Source organism: Frigoribacterium sp. AP1 (assembly GCF_056680555.1).
This window is the reverse complement of record NZ_CM155288.1, coordinates 1671068-1687105: the sequence shown is the minus strand read 5'-3', so window position 1 is coordinate 1687105 and position 16038 is coordinate 1671068. Positions and strand designations below refer to the sequence as shown.

Below are 16038 nucleotides of genomic sequence, written 5' to 3'. Positions count from 1 at the left end.
TGAGCAGAACGCGCAGAACGGTGCCAACGCGCGATAGTCGGCCAATGCGCACAAGCGCGACGCGGGTCGGGACGCGCGGCTAGCGTGCCCGGACACACGAACCGGACGAAGGAGTCCTGATGCTCGTCATCCTCGGTTATCTGATGATCGCCACGTTCATGGTGCTGATCATGACCAAGCGGCTCTCGCCGATGCTCGCCCTGATCATGGTGCCGACCATCTTCGGCCTGTTCGCGGGGGCCGGCCTCGGCATCGGCGACATGGTGATCGAGGCGATCGGCGACCTGGCCCCGACTGCGGCGCTGCTGATGTTCGCGATCATGTACTTCGGGCTGATGATCGACGTCGGACTGTTCGACCCGCTCGTGCGCTTCATCCTCCGCGTCACCGGCAACGACCCCGCGAAGATCGTGCTCGGCACGGCACTGCTGGCCGGGGCCGTCTCGCTCGACGGCGACGGGTCGACCACGTTCATCGTGACGACCGCCGCCATGCTGCCGATCTACCTCAAGCTCGGCATGAGCCCGGTCGTGCTGACCTGCGTCGCGGGCCTCGCCAACGGCACGCTCAACATCGTCCCCTGGGGTGGGCCGACCGTGCGCGCCGCCGCCGCCCTCAACGTCGCGCCGTCCGACATCTTCGTGCCGCTCGTGCCGTCGCTCGTCACCGGCCTGGTCATCGTGTTCGTCTTCGCCTGGCTGATGGGCCTGCGCGAGCGCCGTCGCCTCGGCACGGTCGAGCTCGGCGGCTCGGTGCTGGCCGCCGCCGCCGAGAAGATGTCCCCCCTGTCACGCGAGCTGGCCACGGCCGCCCGCGGTGGCGGACCGGGCAAGGCGGGCGTCGGTGTCTCGATGTTCACCAGCCCCACGGTCGCCCTGGGCCTGCGCGGCGGTCGCGCCGACGGCAGCCGGGCGGACGCCCCCGGAGAGCGCGCGGTCGACAACCCCGGCGGCCCGGCCGGCACCGGCAGCGAGAACGGCACCCCGATGAGCGGCACCCTGGCCGACACCATGCTCGACCCCACCCGCGAGACCCTGCGCCCCAAGCTGATCTGGTTCAACTTCGCGCTGACCGTCGTGGTGATGGTGCTGCTCGTGCTCGACCTCTTCCCCCTGGCCTACGTGTTCATGGTCGGCGTCGCGGTCGCGCTGCTGATCAACTTCCCGAAGGTGAAGCAGCAGTCGGCCGAGATCGTCGCCCACGCGCCGAGCATCGTCGGCGTCGTCTCGATGGTCTTCGCCGCCGGCGTGCTGATCGGCGTCCTCAACGGCACGGGCATGGTCGACGCGATGGCGCAGTGGCTCGTGCAGGTGATCCCGAACGAGATGGGCCCGTACCTGGCCGTCATCACGGGGTTGCTCAGCCTGCCGCTCACCTTCTTCATGAGCAACGACGCGTTCTACTTCGGCATCCTGCCCGTGCTCGCCCAGAGCGCCGCGGCGTTCGGCATCGAGCCGGTCGAGATGGCCCGCGCGTCGGTCATCGGGCAGCCCGTGCACCTGCAGAGCCCGCTCGTACCGGCGATCCTGCTGCTGGTCAGCCTCGCGAACGTCAACCTCGGCGACCACCACAAGAAGGTCCTCTGGCGGGCGGCCGTCGTCTCGGTCGTGATGCTCGTCGTCGCCGTCGTCGTCGGGGTCATCCCCTTCGGCTGAGGCTCCGGCCGGGCCGGGCCGTGCTCTGCCTCAGCCGGTGGCGTCGAGGTAGACCGGGCGCGAGGGCTCGTGCGAGGCCTCGACGGTGCGGACGGCGCCGAGGTGCTGCAGCACGGCGGCCCGGGCGGCCTCGAGGCGGCCGATGACGCCGCGCTGGCGCTCGGCCAACGAGGAGGCGCGGGTCGCCAGGTCCTGCGGCAACGGGCCCAGCCCCGTGGGGGGCGTCCAGCGTCGAGGCGGGGTCGCCGCCGTCGAGGTCGCCGTGTCGGCGTCCCCTGCGGGAAGCGAGGCGTCCGCCTCGGCGACCAGCGCGTCCAGCTCGTCCAGGGCCGCGCGCCAGGCGGCGTGCGTCCGCTCGGTCCTAGGCGACACCGAAGCCTCCGGCCAGGCCCGGGACGGTCGAGGCGGCACCGGCCTGCAGCGAGGCCGCGGCCTCGTGCCAGGCCTGGCGCAGCGGCTCGAGCAGCCCGGTGACCTCGCGGGTCTGCGCGACGTCCCGGTGCACGTTGGCGTTGACCAGGGCGGTCGACGTGTAGGTGTACAGGGCGAGCAGGCCCTCGCCGCCGTCCCAGACGTCGATCTTGAGCGACGACGACAGCTCGGCGATGATCGCCTGGGCGTGCAGCAGCTGCTCGGAGGCGGTGCCCCAGTCGGCGGCGCCCTGCGCGGCCTCGGCGCGTGACAGGTCGAGCATGAGGCGGTCGTAGAGCATCGTGACCAGCTGCACGGGCGTCGCGGACAACACGGCGTCGCTCGTGTACTGGGCGCGCTGCTTCTGCACGACGGCCGAGGGGCCGGCCGAGGCCGCGGCGAAGGCGGCGAACGAGGTGGCGTCCATCAGCTGCTGCTCGACGAGAGGCTGGCGAGCTGGCCGGTGATGTAGCTCTGCTGGGCGGTCAGCGCACTGAGCGAGACCTCGAGGGCCGAGTAGGTCTTCTGCAGGTTCGCCCGGCGGGACGCCAGGCGGTCGTCCCACTCGCTGACACGGTCGGTGAGGTCTCTGACGACCGACTGCTGACCGGTGATGACCTTCGTCAGCGAGCCGTCGAACTTGTCCGAGACGGCCGTGGACGTCGAAGCCACCCGCGCGGCGATCGCACTCATCGTCGCCTGCACCTTGTCGGGGTCGGCGGCGAGGGCGGCTGCGAACTTCGTGACGTCGACCGCGAACTGGCCGGTCTTCGCGTCGATCGAGATGCCGATGGTGCTCGGCGACTGACCGTCGACAGGACTGAGCACGGCATCGGTCAGGCGCTGCGTGATGCCGCGCGTGGTCGAGTTGCCGCCGAAGACGCCGGCGGTGACGGTCGTCGTCCCCGTCGCGCTGGTCGAGGTCGTGGCCGCGCTCTTGGTGCTGATCAGGCCCAGGGCGGCGTTGACACCGGCGATCAGGTCGGTCGCGACCTTGGTGGCGGCCGTCGCGTCGCGGGCGATCGAGAGGTGGACGGGTGCGGTGGTCACGGCGGAGACCGTGACCGAGACACCCGGCAGCACGTCGGTGAACGTGTTGCTGCTGCTGGTGACGACCTGCTCGGCCGCCGTTCCCGCCCACAGCGTGATCGAGGCGTCACGAGCCTGCGAGATCACGGCGGCACCGGGCTGGGCGATCAGGTCGGGCGCGGTGCCGGCGTCGACGTCGGCGGCCGTGCCGCGGTAGACGTCGAACCCGCCCTCGGCGCCGCTCTTCTCGCTCGAGAGCTGGAGGCGGTACTGCACGGCGCCCGAGGCGTCCTTGCCCGAGGCGACCTTGACGGCCGTGACCCCGGCGGTGGAGGCGTTGATCGCGGTCACGACGTCGTCGAGGGAAGAGGAGGCGGCGGTCACCTCGGTCGTGACCCCGGCGGCCGAGACGAAGGTCAGGGTGGGGGGCGAGTCGGGCCAGGCGGTCATGGCCGCGGTCACGGCGGTCTTCGACGAGGCGGTCGCCCCGACCACGAGGTCGACCGATCCGGAGACGGCCCCGGCCGCGGTGGTCGCCGTCACCGCCGTCGAGCTGCTGGTCGGGGTGAACAGCGAGAGCGACCCGGGCTTGGCGGCCGAGGTCGCGAGCGTCGCCAGGTCGGCGATCTTGGTGTTCAGACCCTGCAGGGCCGTGACGAGCGTCTGGCCGACGGTGGCCTTGTTCTTCAGGATCGTCTGCGGCACGGCCTCGGACTGCATCAACGTGTTGATGAGCGTCGTGGTGTCGAGCCCGCTGACGAGACCGTCGATGCCGAGCGAGGCCATCTGGTGCTCCTGTCGAGGGTGTGGATGCGGCGGTGATGTCGGGACGGATCGGGTGGGGGCAGATCGAGTGCGTGGGGGCGACGCGACCAGGGCGGTCGTGGCGAGACCGGGTGGTGCGAGGGCGCAGGATCAGCTGCGACCTCGGCACCACCCGGTCTCGGACCGCGGTGAAGCGACGGGTCAGGCCCGAGCTGGGAGCACGGGACCCTCCTCCGCTAGGACTAGCGGAGGAGCGACAGCACGCCCTGGCTGCTCTGGTTCGCCTGGGCCAGCATCGCGGTGCCGGCCTGGCTGAGCACGTTGGAGCGCGTGTACTTGACCATCTCTTCGGCCATGTCGACGTCGCGGATGCGCGACTGGGCCGCCGTGAGGTTCTCCTTCGCGACGTTGGTCGACGCGATGGAGTGCTCGAAGCGGTTCTGCACGGCACCCAGCTCGGAACGGGCCGACGACACGTCCTTGATCTGGGTGTCGATGGCGGCGATCGACGTGAGGGCGTTGGCCGACGAGTCGAACGTGAGCGCCTTGACGGCGGTGGCGACGGCCGTGATGTCGGTCAGCTGCACCGAGATCTGGTCGTTGGCCGCGGTCGAGCCGGCACCGACCTGGAACGTCAGGCTACCGGTGCTGTTCAGCAGGTCGATGCCGTTGAAGTTGGTCGAGTTGCCGATGCGGGTCAGTTCGTCGCCGAGGGCCGTGACCTCGGTCTGGATCGCCGTGCGGGCATCCGCGTTGTTCGAGTCGTTGCCCGACTGGACGGCGAGGTCGCGGACACGCTGGAGGATCGAGTGGACCTCGGTGAGGCCACCTTCAGCGGTCTGGACGACCGAGATGCCGTCCTGGGCGTTGCGTGCGGCGACGGTCAGTCCGCCGACCTGCGAACGCAGGCCCTCGGAGATCGCGAGGCCGGCCGCGTCGTCAGCGGCACGGTTGATGCGGAGACCCGACGAGAGCTTCTCGAGGCTCTTCGACAGGTCGTTCTGCGTGGCGTTCAGGTTGCGGTACGTGTTGTTGGCCGCGAGGTTGGTGTTGATCTGCATACCCATGGTGTTCTCCTCCGTGACTGGGTGGTGTTCGTCGGCCCATCCGTGGGCTGACACCGGTGACTGTCGACCGGTCGACCGCGACTGTTAGGTGAATCGCAGAAGTTTCTGACGCGGTCTCAGACCGCGGTGCTGACGCTGGTGGCGTCGGGCTCGCGCATGGCGCGGGCGACGCCGACGGCGGCGTTCGTCGCGACGCGCGACAGGTACGCGCTGCGTCGGGCCGGCGCCGTCTTCGAGACCGGCGTGAACTCGGCGTCCGGGTCGTCCGCGTAGTGCGACTCGAGGGCGTCGCGCAGCAGGCGGACCGCCTCGGTGCGCTGCTGCGACACCGCCGAGTGGGTGATGCCGAGCTCGTCGGCGATCTCGGTGACGGTGCGGTCGCCGAAGTAGACGCCCTCGACGATCAGGCGCATGCGCTCGGGCAGGGCCTCGACCGCGGCGGCGACGTAGCGGCTGCGCTCCGAGACCAGCAGGTTCTCCTCGGGCAGCGGCAGGTCGGCGGCGAGGTGGTCGGCGACGGTGTCGTCGAGGGCCGAGACCGTGCGGGCCGCGTCGGTCAGCGCACCGGCGGCCGTCTGGCGGTCGACGCCGAGGGCACCGGCGATCTCGTCCACGCTCGGGGTGCGTCCCAGGGTCGCGGTGAGCGCCTCCTGGACGGCGAGGGTCTCCTTGATGCGCTTGCGCGTGCCACGGCTGGCCCAGTCGCCCGAGCGCATGTCGTCGGCGAAGGCGCCGACGATGCGGGTGCGGGCGTAGGCGCCGAACGGGATGCCGAGGGTGGGGTCGAAGGCGTCGGCGGCCTGGACGAGGGCGACGGCACCGACCGAGGCGAGGTCGTCACGCGACAGGTGGGTGGCGCGGGCGCACACCTCTGAGACGAGGTACCCGACCAACGGCAGGTTCTCCACCACCATGGCGTTGCGTTCGGTGCGGTTCATCGCGACTCCCAGTGCGAAGGGGACCTCTGTGGTCCGGTGACGGTGACTCCGGGCGCGACGAACGGCCCTCTGATCAGGGCACGTCGACAGGGTTCGCCGAGGAGGCGCGGGTCGCCCGGACAGGTAGGGGCGGGACCGCGGATGGTGCGCTGCGACCGACCCGTCGGGGGCCCGTCGCTGCTCTGCAACGCTACCGAGCAGGAGGGGGGCGGCGGCAGGTCGGGACTGCCCCCAGTGCGGGGGAACGACCGTCATCCCTTCGGGGGACACACCCCGTGCCCCCACCCCCGGACTGGGTCCGAACGCCCCTGGCTTCGACCACTCCTTTGAGGCTAGGAGCACGGTTCGGGGCCGGTGACTAACGTGCCCCGCGCCTCCGCCGATAGTCCCCGGTGCAGAGGACGTCAGGCACTCCTCGCCGACGACCGACGAACCCGACGCACCGACGCAACCGACCGAGGAGGCCCCCATGGGCGCGAACGAACTCTCCGCGCTGCTCTGGCGAGAGCGAGAGCTGCTCGAGCTGCTGACCTTCAAGCTCGAGGAGGAGCAGCTGCTGCTCACCGCGGGACGCAGCCGCTGGATCGACCACGCCACGCGTGAGGTCGAGCAGGTGCTCGGACGCCTGCGGTCGGCGGGCCTCGAGCGCAGCGTCGAGGTGTCGGCCGTCGCCCGCGAGTGGGGCACAGACGAGGAGGCGCCGCTGCGCGAGATCATCGCCGCGGCCCCGGCCGGCCCGTGGGGCGAGATCTTCACCGCCCACCTGCGCGCCATGACCGAGCTGACCGGCCGCATCGCGCAGCTGCGCGACGAGAACGAACGCTTCCTCCGGGCCGCCGCCCGCGCCACGCAGGAGACGTTGGCCACCGCGTCGACCGGCCCCGCGACCGCGACGTACGACGCGACCGGCCAGACCGGTCACGCGAACTCGGCCAGCGCCTCCGGCGGTCACCTGTTCGACGGGCGGCTCTGACGTGGCGAGCACCTTCGGCAGCCTGAACACGGCCTACCGCGGGCTGACCGCGGCCCGGACCGGGCTCGACGTGGTCGGCCAGAACATCGCCAACGTCAACACCGAGGGCTACACGCGCCAACGAGTCACCCAGTCCTCGATCGAGGCCGCGGCCCGCGTGGGCCTGTTCTCGAGCGGCGTCCAGCCCGGACAGGGCGTGTCGGTCGACGGCATCGCCCGCATCGGCGACCGGTTCGCCGACGCGCAGGTGCGCGGCGCCGCCGGGGCCGCCGGCTACCAGGGCGTCCGCGCCTCGGTCACCGCCGCCCTCGAGTCCTCCCTGAACGAGCCGAGCACCACCGGCATCGCCTCGCAGCTGACGAAGTTCTGGTCGGGCTGGCAGGACCTCTCGAACAATCCGTCGTCCGCCGCGCCCGCGGCCGTGCTGCTCGGACAGGCGAACACGATCGCCCAGACCCTCTCGACCGGCTACAAGGCCGTGGACGACCAGTGGACCTCGCAGCGTCAGCAGCTCGACGGCCTCGCCTCGCAGCTCAACTCGGCCGCGACCCAGGTCGCCGACCTGAACGTGCGCATCCGCACCGCGACCCAGCAGGGCGTCAGCACCAACGAACTCGTGGACGCGCGCTCGGCCCTCACCGAGAAGATCGCGACGCTCGCCGGAGGCACGGTGCGCGACAACGCGGACGGCACGGTCGACGTCCTGGTCGGCGGCAACGCCCTGGTGTCGGGCGACTCGGCCCGGCAGGTGAAGGTGACCGGCGACTACACCCTCGCCACGGCCTCGTCGGGGGTCTCGCTCGAGTGGACCCACCGCGCAGGCGACCCCATCTCGCTCGACGGCGGCAGCATCGCCGGCTCGCTGTCGGTGCTCGCCCCGGCCACGGCCGGCGGAACCGGCGGCGTGCTGGCCGAGGCCGCGGCGAGCTACGACGCTCTGGCGACGCAGCTCGCCGACCAGGTCAACGCGGTGCACGCGACCGGGACGACGGCCGACGGCACCACGGGCCACGACTTCTTCGGCTTCACCGCCGGGGTGTCCGCCGCCCGCGGTCTCACCGTGCTGCCGACCGGCGCGTCGACCATCGCTTCGGGCAACGGCACGGGCGGGGCCCTCGACGGCTCGGTCGCCCGGGCCGTCGGCCAGATCGGCCTGTCGGTCGGTTCGCCCGACCGCACCTGGGGCTCGATCGTCAGCACGATCGGGGCGACGGCCCGCACCGAGGCCGACCGCTCGACCCTCACCGACCTCGCGGCGACGTCCGCCAAGGGCCGCCAGCTCTCGACCGCCGGGGTCAGCCTCGACGAGGAGAACGTCAACCTGCTCACCTATCAGCATGCCTACCAGGGCGCGGCCCGGGTCATGACCGCGATCGACGAGATGCTCGACACGTTGATCAACGGCATGGGACGGGTCGGGAGGTAACCGATGATCACCCGCACCACGAACCAGATGGCGATGCTCACCGCGCAGCGCAACCTGCAGACCAGCTCGTACCGGGTCGACCAGGCCCAGCAGCGCGCGTCGACCCTCGACCGCATCGCGAAGCCGTCGGACGATCCGGCCGGCACGGCGGACGCGCTGCGGGTCAAGGCCGAGCAGGCGGCGAACGTGCAGTTCTCCCGCAACGTCGGCGACGGCGACGGGTGGCTCTCGCTGGCCGACTCGGCGCTGTCGTCCACCGACGACGTGCTCAAGAAAGTGCGCGACCTCACGGTGCAGGGCGCCAACACCGGCGCGCTGTCACAACCCGCGCTGGACGCCATCGCGACCGAGATCGACGGTCTCAAGGCCGACCTCCTCGCCGTGGCGAACACCTCGTACAACGGTCGCAGCGTCTTCGCCGGCACGTCGGACGCGGGCGTCGCCTTCCGCCCCGACTTCAGCTACACCGGCACCCCGGGCTCGTCGGTCACCCGCCAGATCGGCGTCGAGACCAGCGTGCGCGTCGACGCCGACGGGGCCACCGCCTTCGGCACCGGCGCCGACTCGGTCTTCAGCATGCTCGACCGCATCAGCAGCGACCTGCGGGCCGGCGTCAACGTCGGGACGCGGCTCACCGAGGTCGACGCCCGGCTGACGGCCGTGCGCGGCGTACAGTCCGACATCGGGGCACGACAGTCCCAGATCCAGAGAGCCGAGGACACCCTCTTGGACACGAAGACCACGCTCGAGGCGCAGCGCGCCGGCATCATGGACCTCGATCTCGGCCAGGCCGTGCTCGACCTGCAGATGCAGAACACCTCCTACCAGGCAGCCCTCGCGGTCACCGCCAAGGTGCTGCAGCCCACGCTGATGGACTTCCTCCGATGAGCGCGAACGCCGCCCGCGAGGTCGCGGGCTCCGTCGTGACGTTCGTCGCGCCTCCGTTCGGTCTCGAACCGCTGACCGACTTCTCGCTCGAGCGCATCGACGGCGCGCCCGGGCTCTTCGCCCTGCGGGCGAGCGGGTCCGAGGTGCGACTGTTCGTGCTCGACGCGTCCGTGCACCTGCCCGACTACTCGCCCGTCGTGTCGGACGACCAGTCCGCCACCCTCGACCTGCAGGACGCCGCCGAGGCCCTGCTGCTCGTCGTCGCGACGCCCGCGTCGACCGGCATGACGGTGAACCTGCTCGCGCCGATCGTGGTCAACGTGCGCACCGGAGCGGGTGCCCAGTTGATCCTCGAGGGCCAGGACTGGCCGCTGCGCGCCGAGCTGAACCCGCGCGCGTAGGCCCGGATCGCGGCTGGGCACCGTCCCGGCTCGCGGCCGGGCAGCGGCTCGCCGCGGCTGGGCACCGGCTCGCCGCGCGGCTGGGCACCGGCTGCGAAGGCGGTCACGGTGTGGTGACGACCGGTGCGGGCGTCGCGGGCATCGGCTTGCCTGGGACGCAGGAGGCGCGATCATGATCACGACACCCCGCACCACACGGCACCGGCTCGCCGTCGGCACGATGGCGGCGGTCACCGCCGTCCTGCTCGTCGGCTGCACCGCCGGGGCCGACACCTCGGGTTCGGGCGGCCGGGCCGCCACCCGCCCGGCGTCCGAGACCCCGACCGACCCGACCGCCGCCGCCGGCCCGGGTCCGGTCGCCCCGACCAGCGACGCGACCGCCGTCACCGTCGCGGCCGACGCCGAACCGACCGACGTCGCCACCGACCTGGCCGCCCCCTGGTCGGTCGTGCGACTCGACACCGGGTCGTCGTTCGTCAGCCTGCGTGACACCGGCACCGTGCTCGAGCTGCTCGCCGACGGCAGCACCCGCGAGGCCGGCACGATCGACGGGGTCGTGCACGAGGGCGAGGGCGGACTGCTCGGCCTGGCCGTGCTCGCCGGGTCGCCGTCGTACCTCTACGCCTACGCCACGACCACCGACGACAACCGCGTCGTGCGCGCGCCGATCACAGGCGAGGCCGGCTCGTACGGCCTGGGCGAGCAGGAGGCCGTGATCACCGGCATCCCGAAGGCGAGCAACCACGACGGCGGCCGCATCGCGTTCGGCCCGGACGGGCTGCTCTACGTGACGACGGGTGACGCGAACCAGCGGCCGAACGCCCAGGACGCCGGGTCGCTCGGCGGCAAGGTGCTGCGCGCGACCGCCGTCGGCGGGGTGCCCGACGACAACCCCACGCCCGGTTCGCTCGTCTACTCGCTCGGTCATCGCAACCCGCAGGGCATCGCCTGGGACGCCACCGGCGCCGCCTGGGCGGCCGAGTTCGGGCAGAACACCTACGACGAGCTCAACGCCCTCGAGCCGGGGGCCAACTACGGCTGGCCCGAGGTCGAGGGACGCGGCGAGGTCGCCGGCTTCTCGAATCCGGTGCTGCAGTGGTCGACCGACGACGCCAGCCCGAGCGGCCTCACGGCGGTCGGCACGACGCTGTACCTGGCCGGGCTCGGCGGCGAGAAGCTGTTCGAGATCCAGGTGGCGCCCGGCTCCGAGGCCGTGCCGACCGAGCTCTTCTCCGGAGACCGGTCGCTCGGCCGCATCCGCGACGTCCTCCCCGGTCCCGGCGGCACCCTCTGGATCGTGACGAACAACACCGACGGACGCGGCACGCCGAGCGCCGGCGACGACCGCATCGTCAGCGTCCCGCTCACCGCCGTCCCCTGACCCGGCGGGCGACCCGCGCCTCCTCCGCCCTCGCCCTGCCCTGCCCTCCTCTTGCCGTTGCCGCCTCCGCTGTTTCTCCTGTGCAAATCGCGACAGCCGGAGGGCGACACGCCGGTCGACCGGCACGATCGCGTGGCGGGATGCGCCCACGTGTCGGGATGTGCACACGACGGGAGGAGGCGCGGGTCGGGTTCGGCACGCACCCGAGGAGGCGCGGGTCGGGTTCGGCACGCACCCCGAGGAGGCGCGGGTCGGGTTCGGCACGCACCCCGAGGAGGCGCGGGTCGACTTCTCCCCACGGCCCCGTGACACTCGCTCACACGCTGCGCGCCGCGCGGCCTGTTCGGGGGCCGGGCGGTTACCCTCGTACTCGATGAGCCAGCACGACCGACCCGACACGACAGCACCCGGCAGCGCCCGCCCCCAGACCGTGCCGCCGGGGTTCGCCGCACCCGTCGTGCGCGGCACCGGCGGTGCCGGCGGATTCGACCCCGTCAGCCTGCGCACGGCCGTCGACGTGCCCGCCGCCGAGGCCCGCCTCGCCGCCCTGGGCCAGAGCCGCAGCACCGCAGCCCTCGGTGAGCGCGCCGACCTGTTGCGCCTGCTCGGCCGCCTCGACGAGGCCCTCGCCATCGCCGAGGAGGCCTTCCGCCTGGCGCACTTCACCGGCGACCGGGCTGACTCGACGGCCGCCCGCATCCGACGGGCGCACATCTTCCGCGAGCAGGGCAAGCTCGACCGCGCCCTGAACGACCTGCACACCAGCCGCATCACGGCCGCCACCGAAGAGTGGCGCGAGCTCGAGGCCGCCGCCGCCGAACTCGAGGGCTACACGCTGTACGACCTCGGCCGCAACGAAGAGGCTCGCGAGACGCTGGCCAAGGCACTCGAGGCGTACGAGGCGTCGGGCGCTCCGCGCGACCGTACGAACGGGCTGCGCGTCGCGATCGAGGGCGTCATGCGCGCCTACCTGAGCGACACGGGCCCGCAGCCACGGATCGAGGCCCCGGCCGTGGGTGACACGAACCCGGTGCCGGTCCAGCCCTTGACGTCGGCGCCGCCGGTCTCGCCCGCGGCCCCGGCCCGGACCCAGGTGCCCCGCTTCGACGGCATCGCCGCGCTCTACGGCGGGTCGCCCGCGCCCGCGCCCGCGCCCGCGTCTGCGTCTGCTCCCGCTCCTGCTTCCGCCCCCGAGGTGCCGCAGAGCACCGAGGCCACGGCCGCCGACGCCGACGGAGGCGCGGTGCCGGTCCGTCAACCCATCGACGCCGCGCGCACCGCCGCGATCAGCTTCGACCCCGAGTCGATGCCCGACGAGGCCGCCGCGTCGCCGGTGGCCGAGGCCGCCGCCGCCCGGGCCGAGAAGGTCGCCGCGACCGCTCCTGCCGCACCGCGCGACGGTGGCCTCTGGGGCAAGATCAGCCACCTCGCCGAGCGTGCCGCGGGTCACCGCGACCGCGACTCCGACGAGTTCGACGCCGAGCGACGTGGTGACGACGAGGGACGCGCGACCGAGCGGCCCCGCACGGGCGGCACCGGCGTGACCGGGGTCGTCGACGGCCTCCCGCGCGACGACGAGCCCACCACCTGGCCGTTCCCGCGGCGCTGACCCGCGCCTCCTGACCTCGACGTGGCCGACCTCGACCGGGTGCGGCGCTGGGCCGCCGCGCTCATCGACCTGCACCTCGACCCCGCCGTGTGGACCTTCGGCTTCGACAACGCCAAGACCCGCGCGGGCCTGTGCAACTACACGACCAAGCGCATCACGGTCTCGCGGCACCTCGCCGGCCGCTACGACGACGACGAGATCCACCAGGTGCTGCTGCACGAGGTCGCCCACGCCCTCGCCGGCTCGCGCGCCGGTCACGGTCCCCGGTGGAAGGCCGTCGCGACCGACCTGGGCTACGTCGGCTCACGCCTGCACGACGGAGCCATCGCCAGCGAACTCGCCCCGTGGGTCGGGGTCTGCCCCGCGGGGCACGAGCACTACCGCTACCGGCAGCCGGCGCGACCGCTCGCCTGTGGGCGGTGCTCGCGTCGGTACGACCCGGCCCACCTGATCACCTGGACCAAGCGCGAGGTCTGACGCCGCGCCTCCCGGGCCCGGTCCGGGAGACAGGAGGGCCTGCAGGAGGCGCGTAACCGGTTAGGGTGGTCAGGTGCAGACCGGACAGTGGCTCAGATCCGACACCGACACCCGGTGGTTCTTCGACTCGGGGGCGCTCAGCCTCGACTTCGCCTACCTCGGCGGGTTCCGTGCCGGGTCGCGCTTCGGCCCGGAGTCGGGCCTCGACCTGCCCGCCGACGGGTCGACCCCGTGGGACGGCCTGCTGCTGCCCGCCGACCTCGACGACTGGATCGGCGAACGCTTCGACGGCATCGCGGGTTCCGCCGCGGACCGTGAGCTCGCCGACGCCCGGGGCCTGCGCGACGCGATCGCCCGGCTCTCGGTGGCCGCGGCCGACGGCACCTCGACCGACCCCGACGACGTCGACACGCTCAACCTGTTCGCGGCGCTGCCCGACGTGCCGCCGTCGCTCGAGGGCGGCCGACGCCAGGCCGGGGCAGGGCGTCTACGGCTCGGGCAGGCGATGGCGTCGGTGGCGCGCGACGCGGTGACCCTCTTCACGACCGTCGGCTTCGGAGGCGGACCGGACTCGCGCCTCCGTCGGTGCACGAACGGGGCGTGCGGGCTCGTCTTCTTCGACGAGTCGCGCGCCGGCAGCCGTCGCTGGTGCTCGATGCAACGGTGCGGCAACCGCGCCAAGGTGCGGGCGCACCGTGCCCGGGCCGCCCGCGCCTGACGCCGCCACGAAGTGGACAACCCGGCACCTGATCGCGTGGCGGGTTGTTCACTTCGTGGCGGCGTGAGCGGTGCGGCCCCGCATGGGCGGCCCGAGCACGGAGGCGACGGTCGACGAGCAGTCAGTCGGCGTCCGGTCAGTCGATGACCGAGACGTCCTTCCAGAAGGCGACGTAGCCCGAGTAGTCCTTGCCGACGCGGTCGAACGAGGTCGGGATCGGCGTCGGGTAGCTCCAGGCGCGGTCCTGCAGCAGGTCGTCGCCCGACTTGACGCTGAAGTACTGGGTGTCGCCCTTCCACGGGCAGTGGTACTGGGTGGGGCTCTCGGTCAGCAGGTCGGAGTTGACGCTGGCGGGCGGGAAGTACCAGTTGCCCTCGATCGAGATCAGCTCGTCTTTCGGGGCCTCGGCGACGACGGTTCCGTCGGTGAGCACTGCCTTCATGGTTCCTCCTGCGGGTCGGGGCGACGTTCGGGTCGCTCTGGCCGCAACGCTACGCCGAGGGGATGAATTCCTCGCGGGAGCCCGCCCGGACGACGGCGACGACCGCCGCCGCCGCCGCCGAGGACGAGGAGGCGCGGGCCGCGTCGACCACGTCGCCCCGGTCGGTCGCGACCAGCTCGGCCGCCGAGGCCGAGGCCGTCAGCAGGTGCGACGAAGCCCGGGCGAGCGCCCCGGCGGCGGCGCAGGCGACGGCCGCCTCGGGTGACGAGAAGTCGATGCCGACCCCGGCGAGCGCGTCGACCACGGCTCCGGCAGCGAGCTGGTCCTCGACGGCGGGCCGGAACCCGTCGGCCTCGACCGCCCCCGCGGCGACGATCGCGACGAGGGCGCGGTCGCCCTGTCGGGTCTGACGCTCGGCCACGTGCCGGGCCACCTCGCCCGCGGCCCCGGCACCGGTGAGGACGAGGACGTCGGCCCCGCTCGCGACCTCGGGCAGCGCGGCGACGACGCGCACGGTCTCGTCCCGCGTCAGGGTGCCGTGCCCGTCGAGCACGTCGACCACGACGACGACGTGCGCCCCGGGTGCGATGCGGGCGGCTCCGGCCACGCCGTGGTCGAGCCTCACCTGGTACTTCTGCTGGCCGTGCGAACTCATCGGACCAGCGTAGGCAGCCGCAGTCGGACGTCGTCCGTGCGTGACGCGGCGTGACATGCGATCAGGCGGCGGGAGTTGGATCGGGGCATGCACGTGCAGCTCAAACTCCGCCTCGCCTGCCCCGTCGACGTCGCGACCGACGCCCTGCGTGACCCCCAGGTGATGGTCGCCGTGACGAAGCCGCTGGTCGTCTACCGGTCCGAGTCGCCGTCGGGCTTCCCCGACCGCTGGACCGAGGAGGCGCACCCGGTGTCGGCGAGCATCCTCGGCGTCCTGCCGCTCGGCAGCACGCACGTCGACCTCGACTGGCACGAACGCGACGGTGCGTGGATCCAGCGCGACACCGGTCGCGGCACGAGCGGCCAGTTCGCCCGCATGCGCATCAACCACCGCATGGCCGTCGCGCCGGACGGATCGGGGCACACGCTGCTGCGCGACCGGCTCGAGTTCCACGCCGGGCCGTTGGGCCTGCTGCTCTGGCCCGGGCTCTGGGCGACCTGGCAGTGGCGCGCGCTGCGCATGAAGGCGTTGGCCCCGACCTGGCGCGGGGCGCCGACCCACCCGAAGCACGTCTGATCTCGGCACCGGCATCGAGCCGGCCCCGCAGCCGCGTCAGCCCCAGAACCCTGCATGCACGGCCGAGGCCTCGGCGAACAGGGCCGGCCCCGACACGGACACCGCGCCTCCCCCACGGGCGAAGACCTCGCGGCAGGGCAGGTCGAGCGTCGACTCGCCCTCTTGCTCGGTGACCATGCCGAGCAGCTGTCGTTCGGCGAGCGCGTAGACGACCCGACCGATGCCGGCCCAGTGGATCGCTCCGGCACACATCGCGCACGGTTCGGTGCTCGTGTAGAGGGTCGCGGCCTTGAGCGTCGGCTTGTCGAACTGCTGCGCGACGAGGCGGACGAGGTTCGTCTCGGCGTGGCCCGTCGGATCGCCCTCGGTGACGACCGTGTTCTCGGCCTCGACGACGTCCCCGTCGGCCGTGAGCAGCAGGGAGCCGAAGGGATGGTTGCCGTGGTCGCGAGCCTGCTGAGCGACCGCGATCGCCCGGTGCAGCTGCGCGAGGTCGGCCGGGGTGACGGTGGGGTCGGTGGTCGTGGTGTCGGTCGTCATGGGGCGAGCGTAGCCAGGGGGCACCGTCCGCCGCGGCCGGGACGGCGAGCTGTGGACGGGCGACCCGCCTGTGAGGGAGCCACGGGC

General features: G+C 72.7%; 18 protein-coding genes. 10 read left to right on the top strand and 8 right to left on the bottom strand.

Annotated features, from left to right (window positions below; genetic code table 11):
- Positions 1-119 precede the first annotated feature (119 nt).
- Entirely contained in the window at positions 120-1655 is a 1536-nt protein-coding gene (locus AC1MBW_RS08095) for a CitMHS family transporter (protein ID WP_480024125.1), read from the top strand.
- A gap of 30 nt (positions 1656-1685) precedes the next feature.
- Here the strand turns inward: AC1MBW_RS08095 and AC1MBW_RS08090 are convergent, their stop codons facing one another.
- The 5 genes from AC1MBW_RS08090 to AC1MBW_RS08070 form a co-directional block, all read right to left on the bottom strand.
- Positions 1686-2027: a hypothetical protein gene (locus AC1MBW_RS08090; RefSeq protein ID WP_480024124.1), complete on the bottom strand. Its 342-nt coding sequence runs from the start codon at positions 2025-2027 to the stop codon at positions 1686-1688.
- Entirely contained in the window at positions 2017-2493 is a 477-nt protein-coding gene (gene fliS, locus AC1MBW_RS08085) for a flagellar export chaperone FliS (RefSeq protein WP_480024123.1), read from the bottom strand. The genes AC1MBW_RS08090 and fliS overlap by 11 nt, the downstream gene beginning before the upstream one ends.
- Positions 2493-3881 (bottom strand): flagellar filament capping protein FliD, encoded by a 1389-nt coding sequence (gene fliD, locus AC1MBW_RS08080; RefSeq protein ID WP_054145356.1) that lies wholly within the window; start codon positions 3879-3881, stop codon positions 2493-2495. Before fliD ends, fliS begins: the two co-directional genes overlap by 1 nt.
- 221 nt (positions 3882-4102) lie before the next feature.
- Positions 4103-4927: a flagellin N-terminal helical domain-containing protein gene (locus AC1MBW_RS08075; protein ID WP_054145357.1), complete on the bottom strand. Its 825-nt coding sequence runs from the start codon at positions 4925-4927 to the stop codon at positions 4103-4105.
- A 116-nt stretch (positions 4928-5043) separates the two neighbouring features.
- Entirely contained in the window at positions 5044-5865 is an 822-nt protein-coding gene (locus AC1MBW_RS08070) for a sigma-70 family RNA polymerase sigma factor (RefSeq protein ID WP_480024122.1), read from the bottom strand.
- A 469-nt stretch (positions 5866-6334) separates the two neighbouring features.
- On the opposite strand from AC1MBW_RS08070, the gene AC1MBW_RS08065 reads away from it, so the two are divergent.
- From AC1MBW_RS08065 to AC1MBW_RS08030, 8 genes are all read left to right on the top strand, one after another.
- Positions 6335-6838, top strand: coding sequence for a flagellar protein FlgN (locus tag AC1MBW_RS08065; RefSeq protein WP_043594815.1), 504 nt, complete (start codon positions 6335-6337; stop codon positions 6836-6838).
- A gap of 1 nt (position 6839) precedes the next feature.
- Positions 6840-8264 (top strand): flagellar hook-associated protein FlgK, encoded by a 1425-nt coding sequence (flgK, locus tag AC1MBW_RS08060; protein ID WP_480024121.1) that lies wholly within the window; start codon positions 6840-6842, stop codon positions 8262-8264.
- A 3-nt stretch (positions 8265-8267) separates the two neighbouring features.
- Positions 8268-9152 carry a flagellar hook-associated protein FlgL gene (flgL, locus tag AC1MBW_RS08055; RefSeq protein WP_480024120.1) on the top strand — a complete coding sequence of 295 codons (885 nt, stop codon included), beginning with the start codon at positions 8268-8270 and terminating at the stop codon, positions 9150-9152.
- Positions 9149-9553 carry a flagellar assembly protein FliW gene (locus tag AC1MBW_RS08050; protein ID WP_043594811.1) on the top strand — a complete coding sequence of 135 codons (405 nt, stop codon included), beginning with the start codon at positions 9149-9151 and terminating at the stop codon, positions 9551-9553. Before flgL ends, AC1MBW_RS08050 begins: the two co-directional genes overlap by 4 nt.
- A gap of 172 nt (positions 9554-9725) precedes the next feature.
- On the top strand, positions 9726-10934 hold the full coding sequence (locus tag AC1MBW_RS08045; protein WP_480024119.1) for a PQQ-dependent sugar dehydrogenase: 1209 nt from the start codon (positions 9726-9728) through the stop codon (positions 10932-10934).
- Between the two features lie 373 nt (positions 10935-11307).
- Positions 11308-12543, top strand: a complete 1236-nt coding sequence (locus AC1MBW_RS08040; protein WP_480024118.1) for a hypothetical protein — start codon at positions 11308-11310, stop codon at positions 12541-12543.
- 21 nt (positions 12544-12564) lie between these two features.
- Positions 12565-13020 (top strand): SprT-like domain-containing protein, encoded by a 456-nt coding sequence (locus tag AC1MBW_RS08035; RefSeq protein ID WP_054145362.1) that lies wholly within the window; start codon positions 12565-12567, stop codon positions 13018-13020.
- 73 nt (positions 13021-13093) lie between these two features.
- The gene (locus AC1MBW_RS08030) at positions 13094-13738 is read left to right on the top strand and encodes a CGNR zinc finger domain-containing protein (protein ID WP_480024117.1); all 645 of its coding nucleotides are present in this window, start codon (positions 13094-13096) and stop codon (positions 13736-13738) included.
- Between the two features lie 136 nt (positions 13739-13874).
- Here the strand turns inward: AC1MBW_RS08030 and AC1MBW_RS08025 are convergent, their stop codons facing one another.
- Positions 13875-14180 (bottom strand): DUF427 domain-containing protein, encoded by a 306-nt coding sequence (locus AC1MBW_RS08025; RefSeq protein ID WP_480024116.1) that lies wholly within the window; start codon positions 14178-14180, stop codon positions 13875-13877.
- A gap of 49 nt (positions 14181-14229) precedes the next feature.
- Positions 14230-14835, bottom strand: a complete 606-nt coding sequence (locus AC1MBW_RS08020; protein WP_480024115.1) for a 2-phosphosulfolactate phosphatase — start codon at positions 14833-14835, stop codon at positions 14230-14232.
- An 87-nt stretch (positions 14836-14922) separates the two neighbouring features.
- On the opposite strand from AC1MBW_RS08020, the gene AC1MBW_RS08015 reads away from it, so the two are divergent.
- Complete coding sequence (locus tag AC1MBW_RS08015) at positions 14923-15411, top strand: hypothetical protein (protein ID WP_480024114.1); 489 nt, start codon at positions 14923-14925, stop codon at positions 15409-15411.
- Positions 15412-15447: 36 nt separating this feature from the next.
- Here the strand turns inward: AC1MBW_RS08015 and AC1MBW_RS08010 are convergent, their stop codons facing one another.
- A complete protein-coding gene (locus AC1MBW_RS08010; protein ID WP_480024113.1) occupies positions 15448-15951 on the bottom strand; it encodes a nucleoside deaminase in 504 nt (167 codons plus the stop codon).
- Positions 15952-16038: the final 87 nt, after the last annotated feature.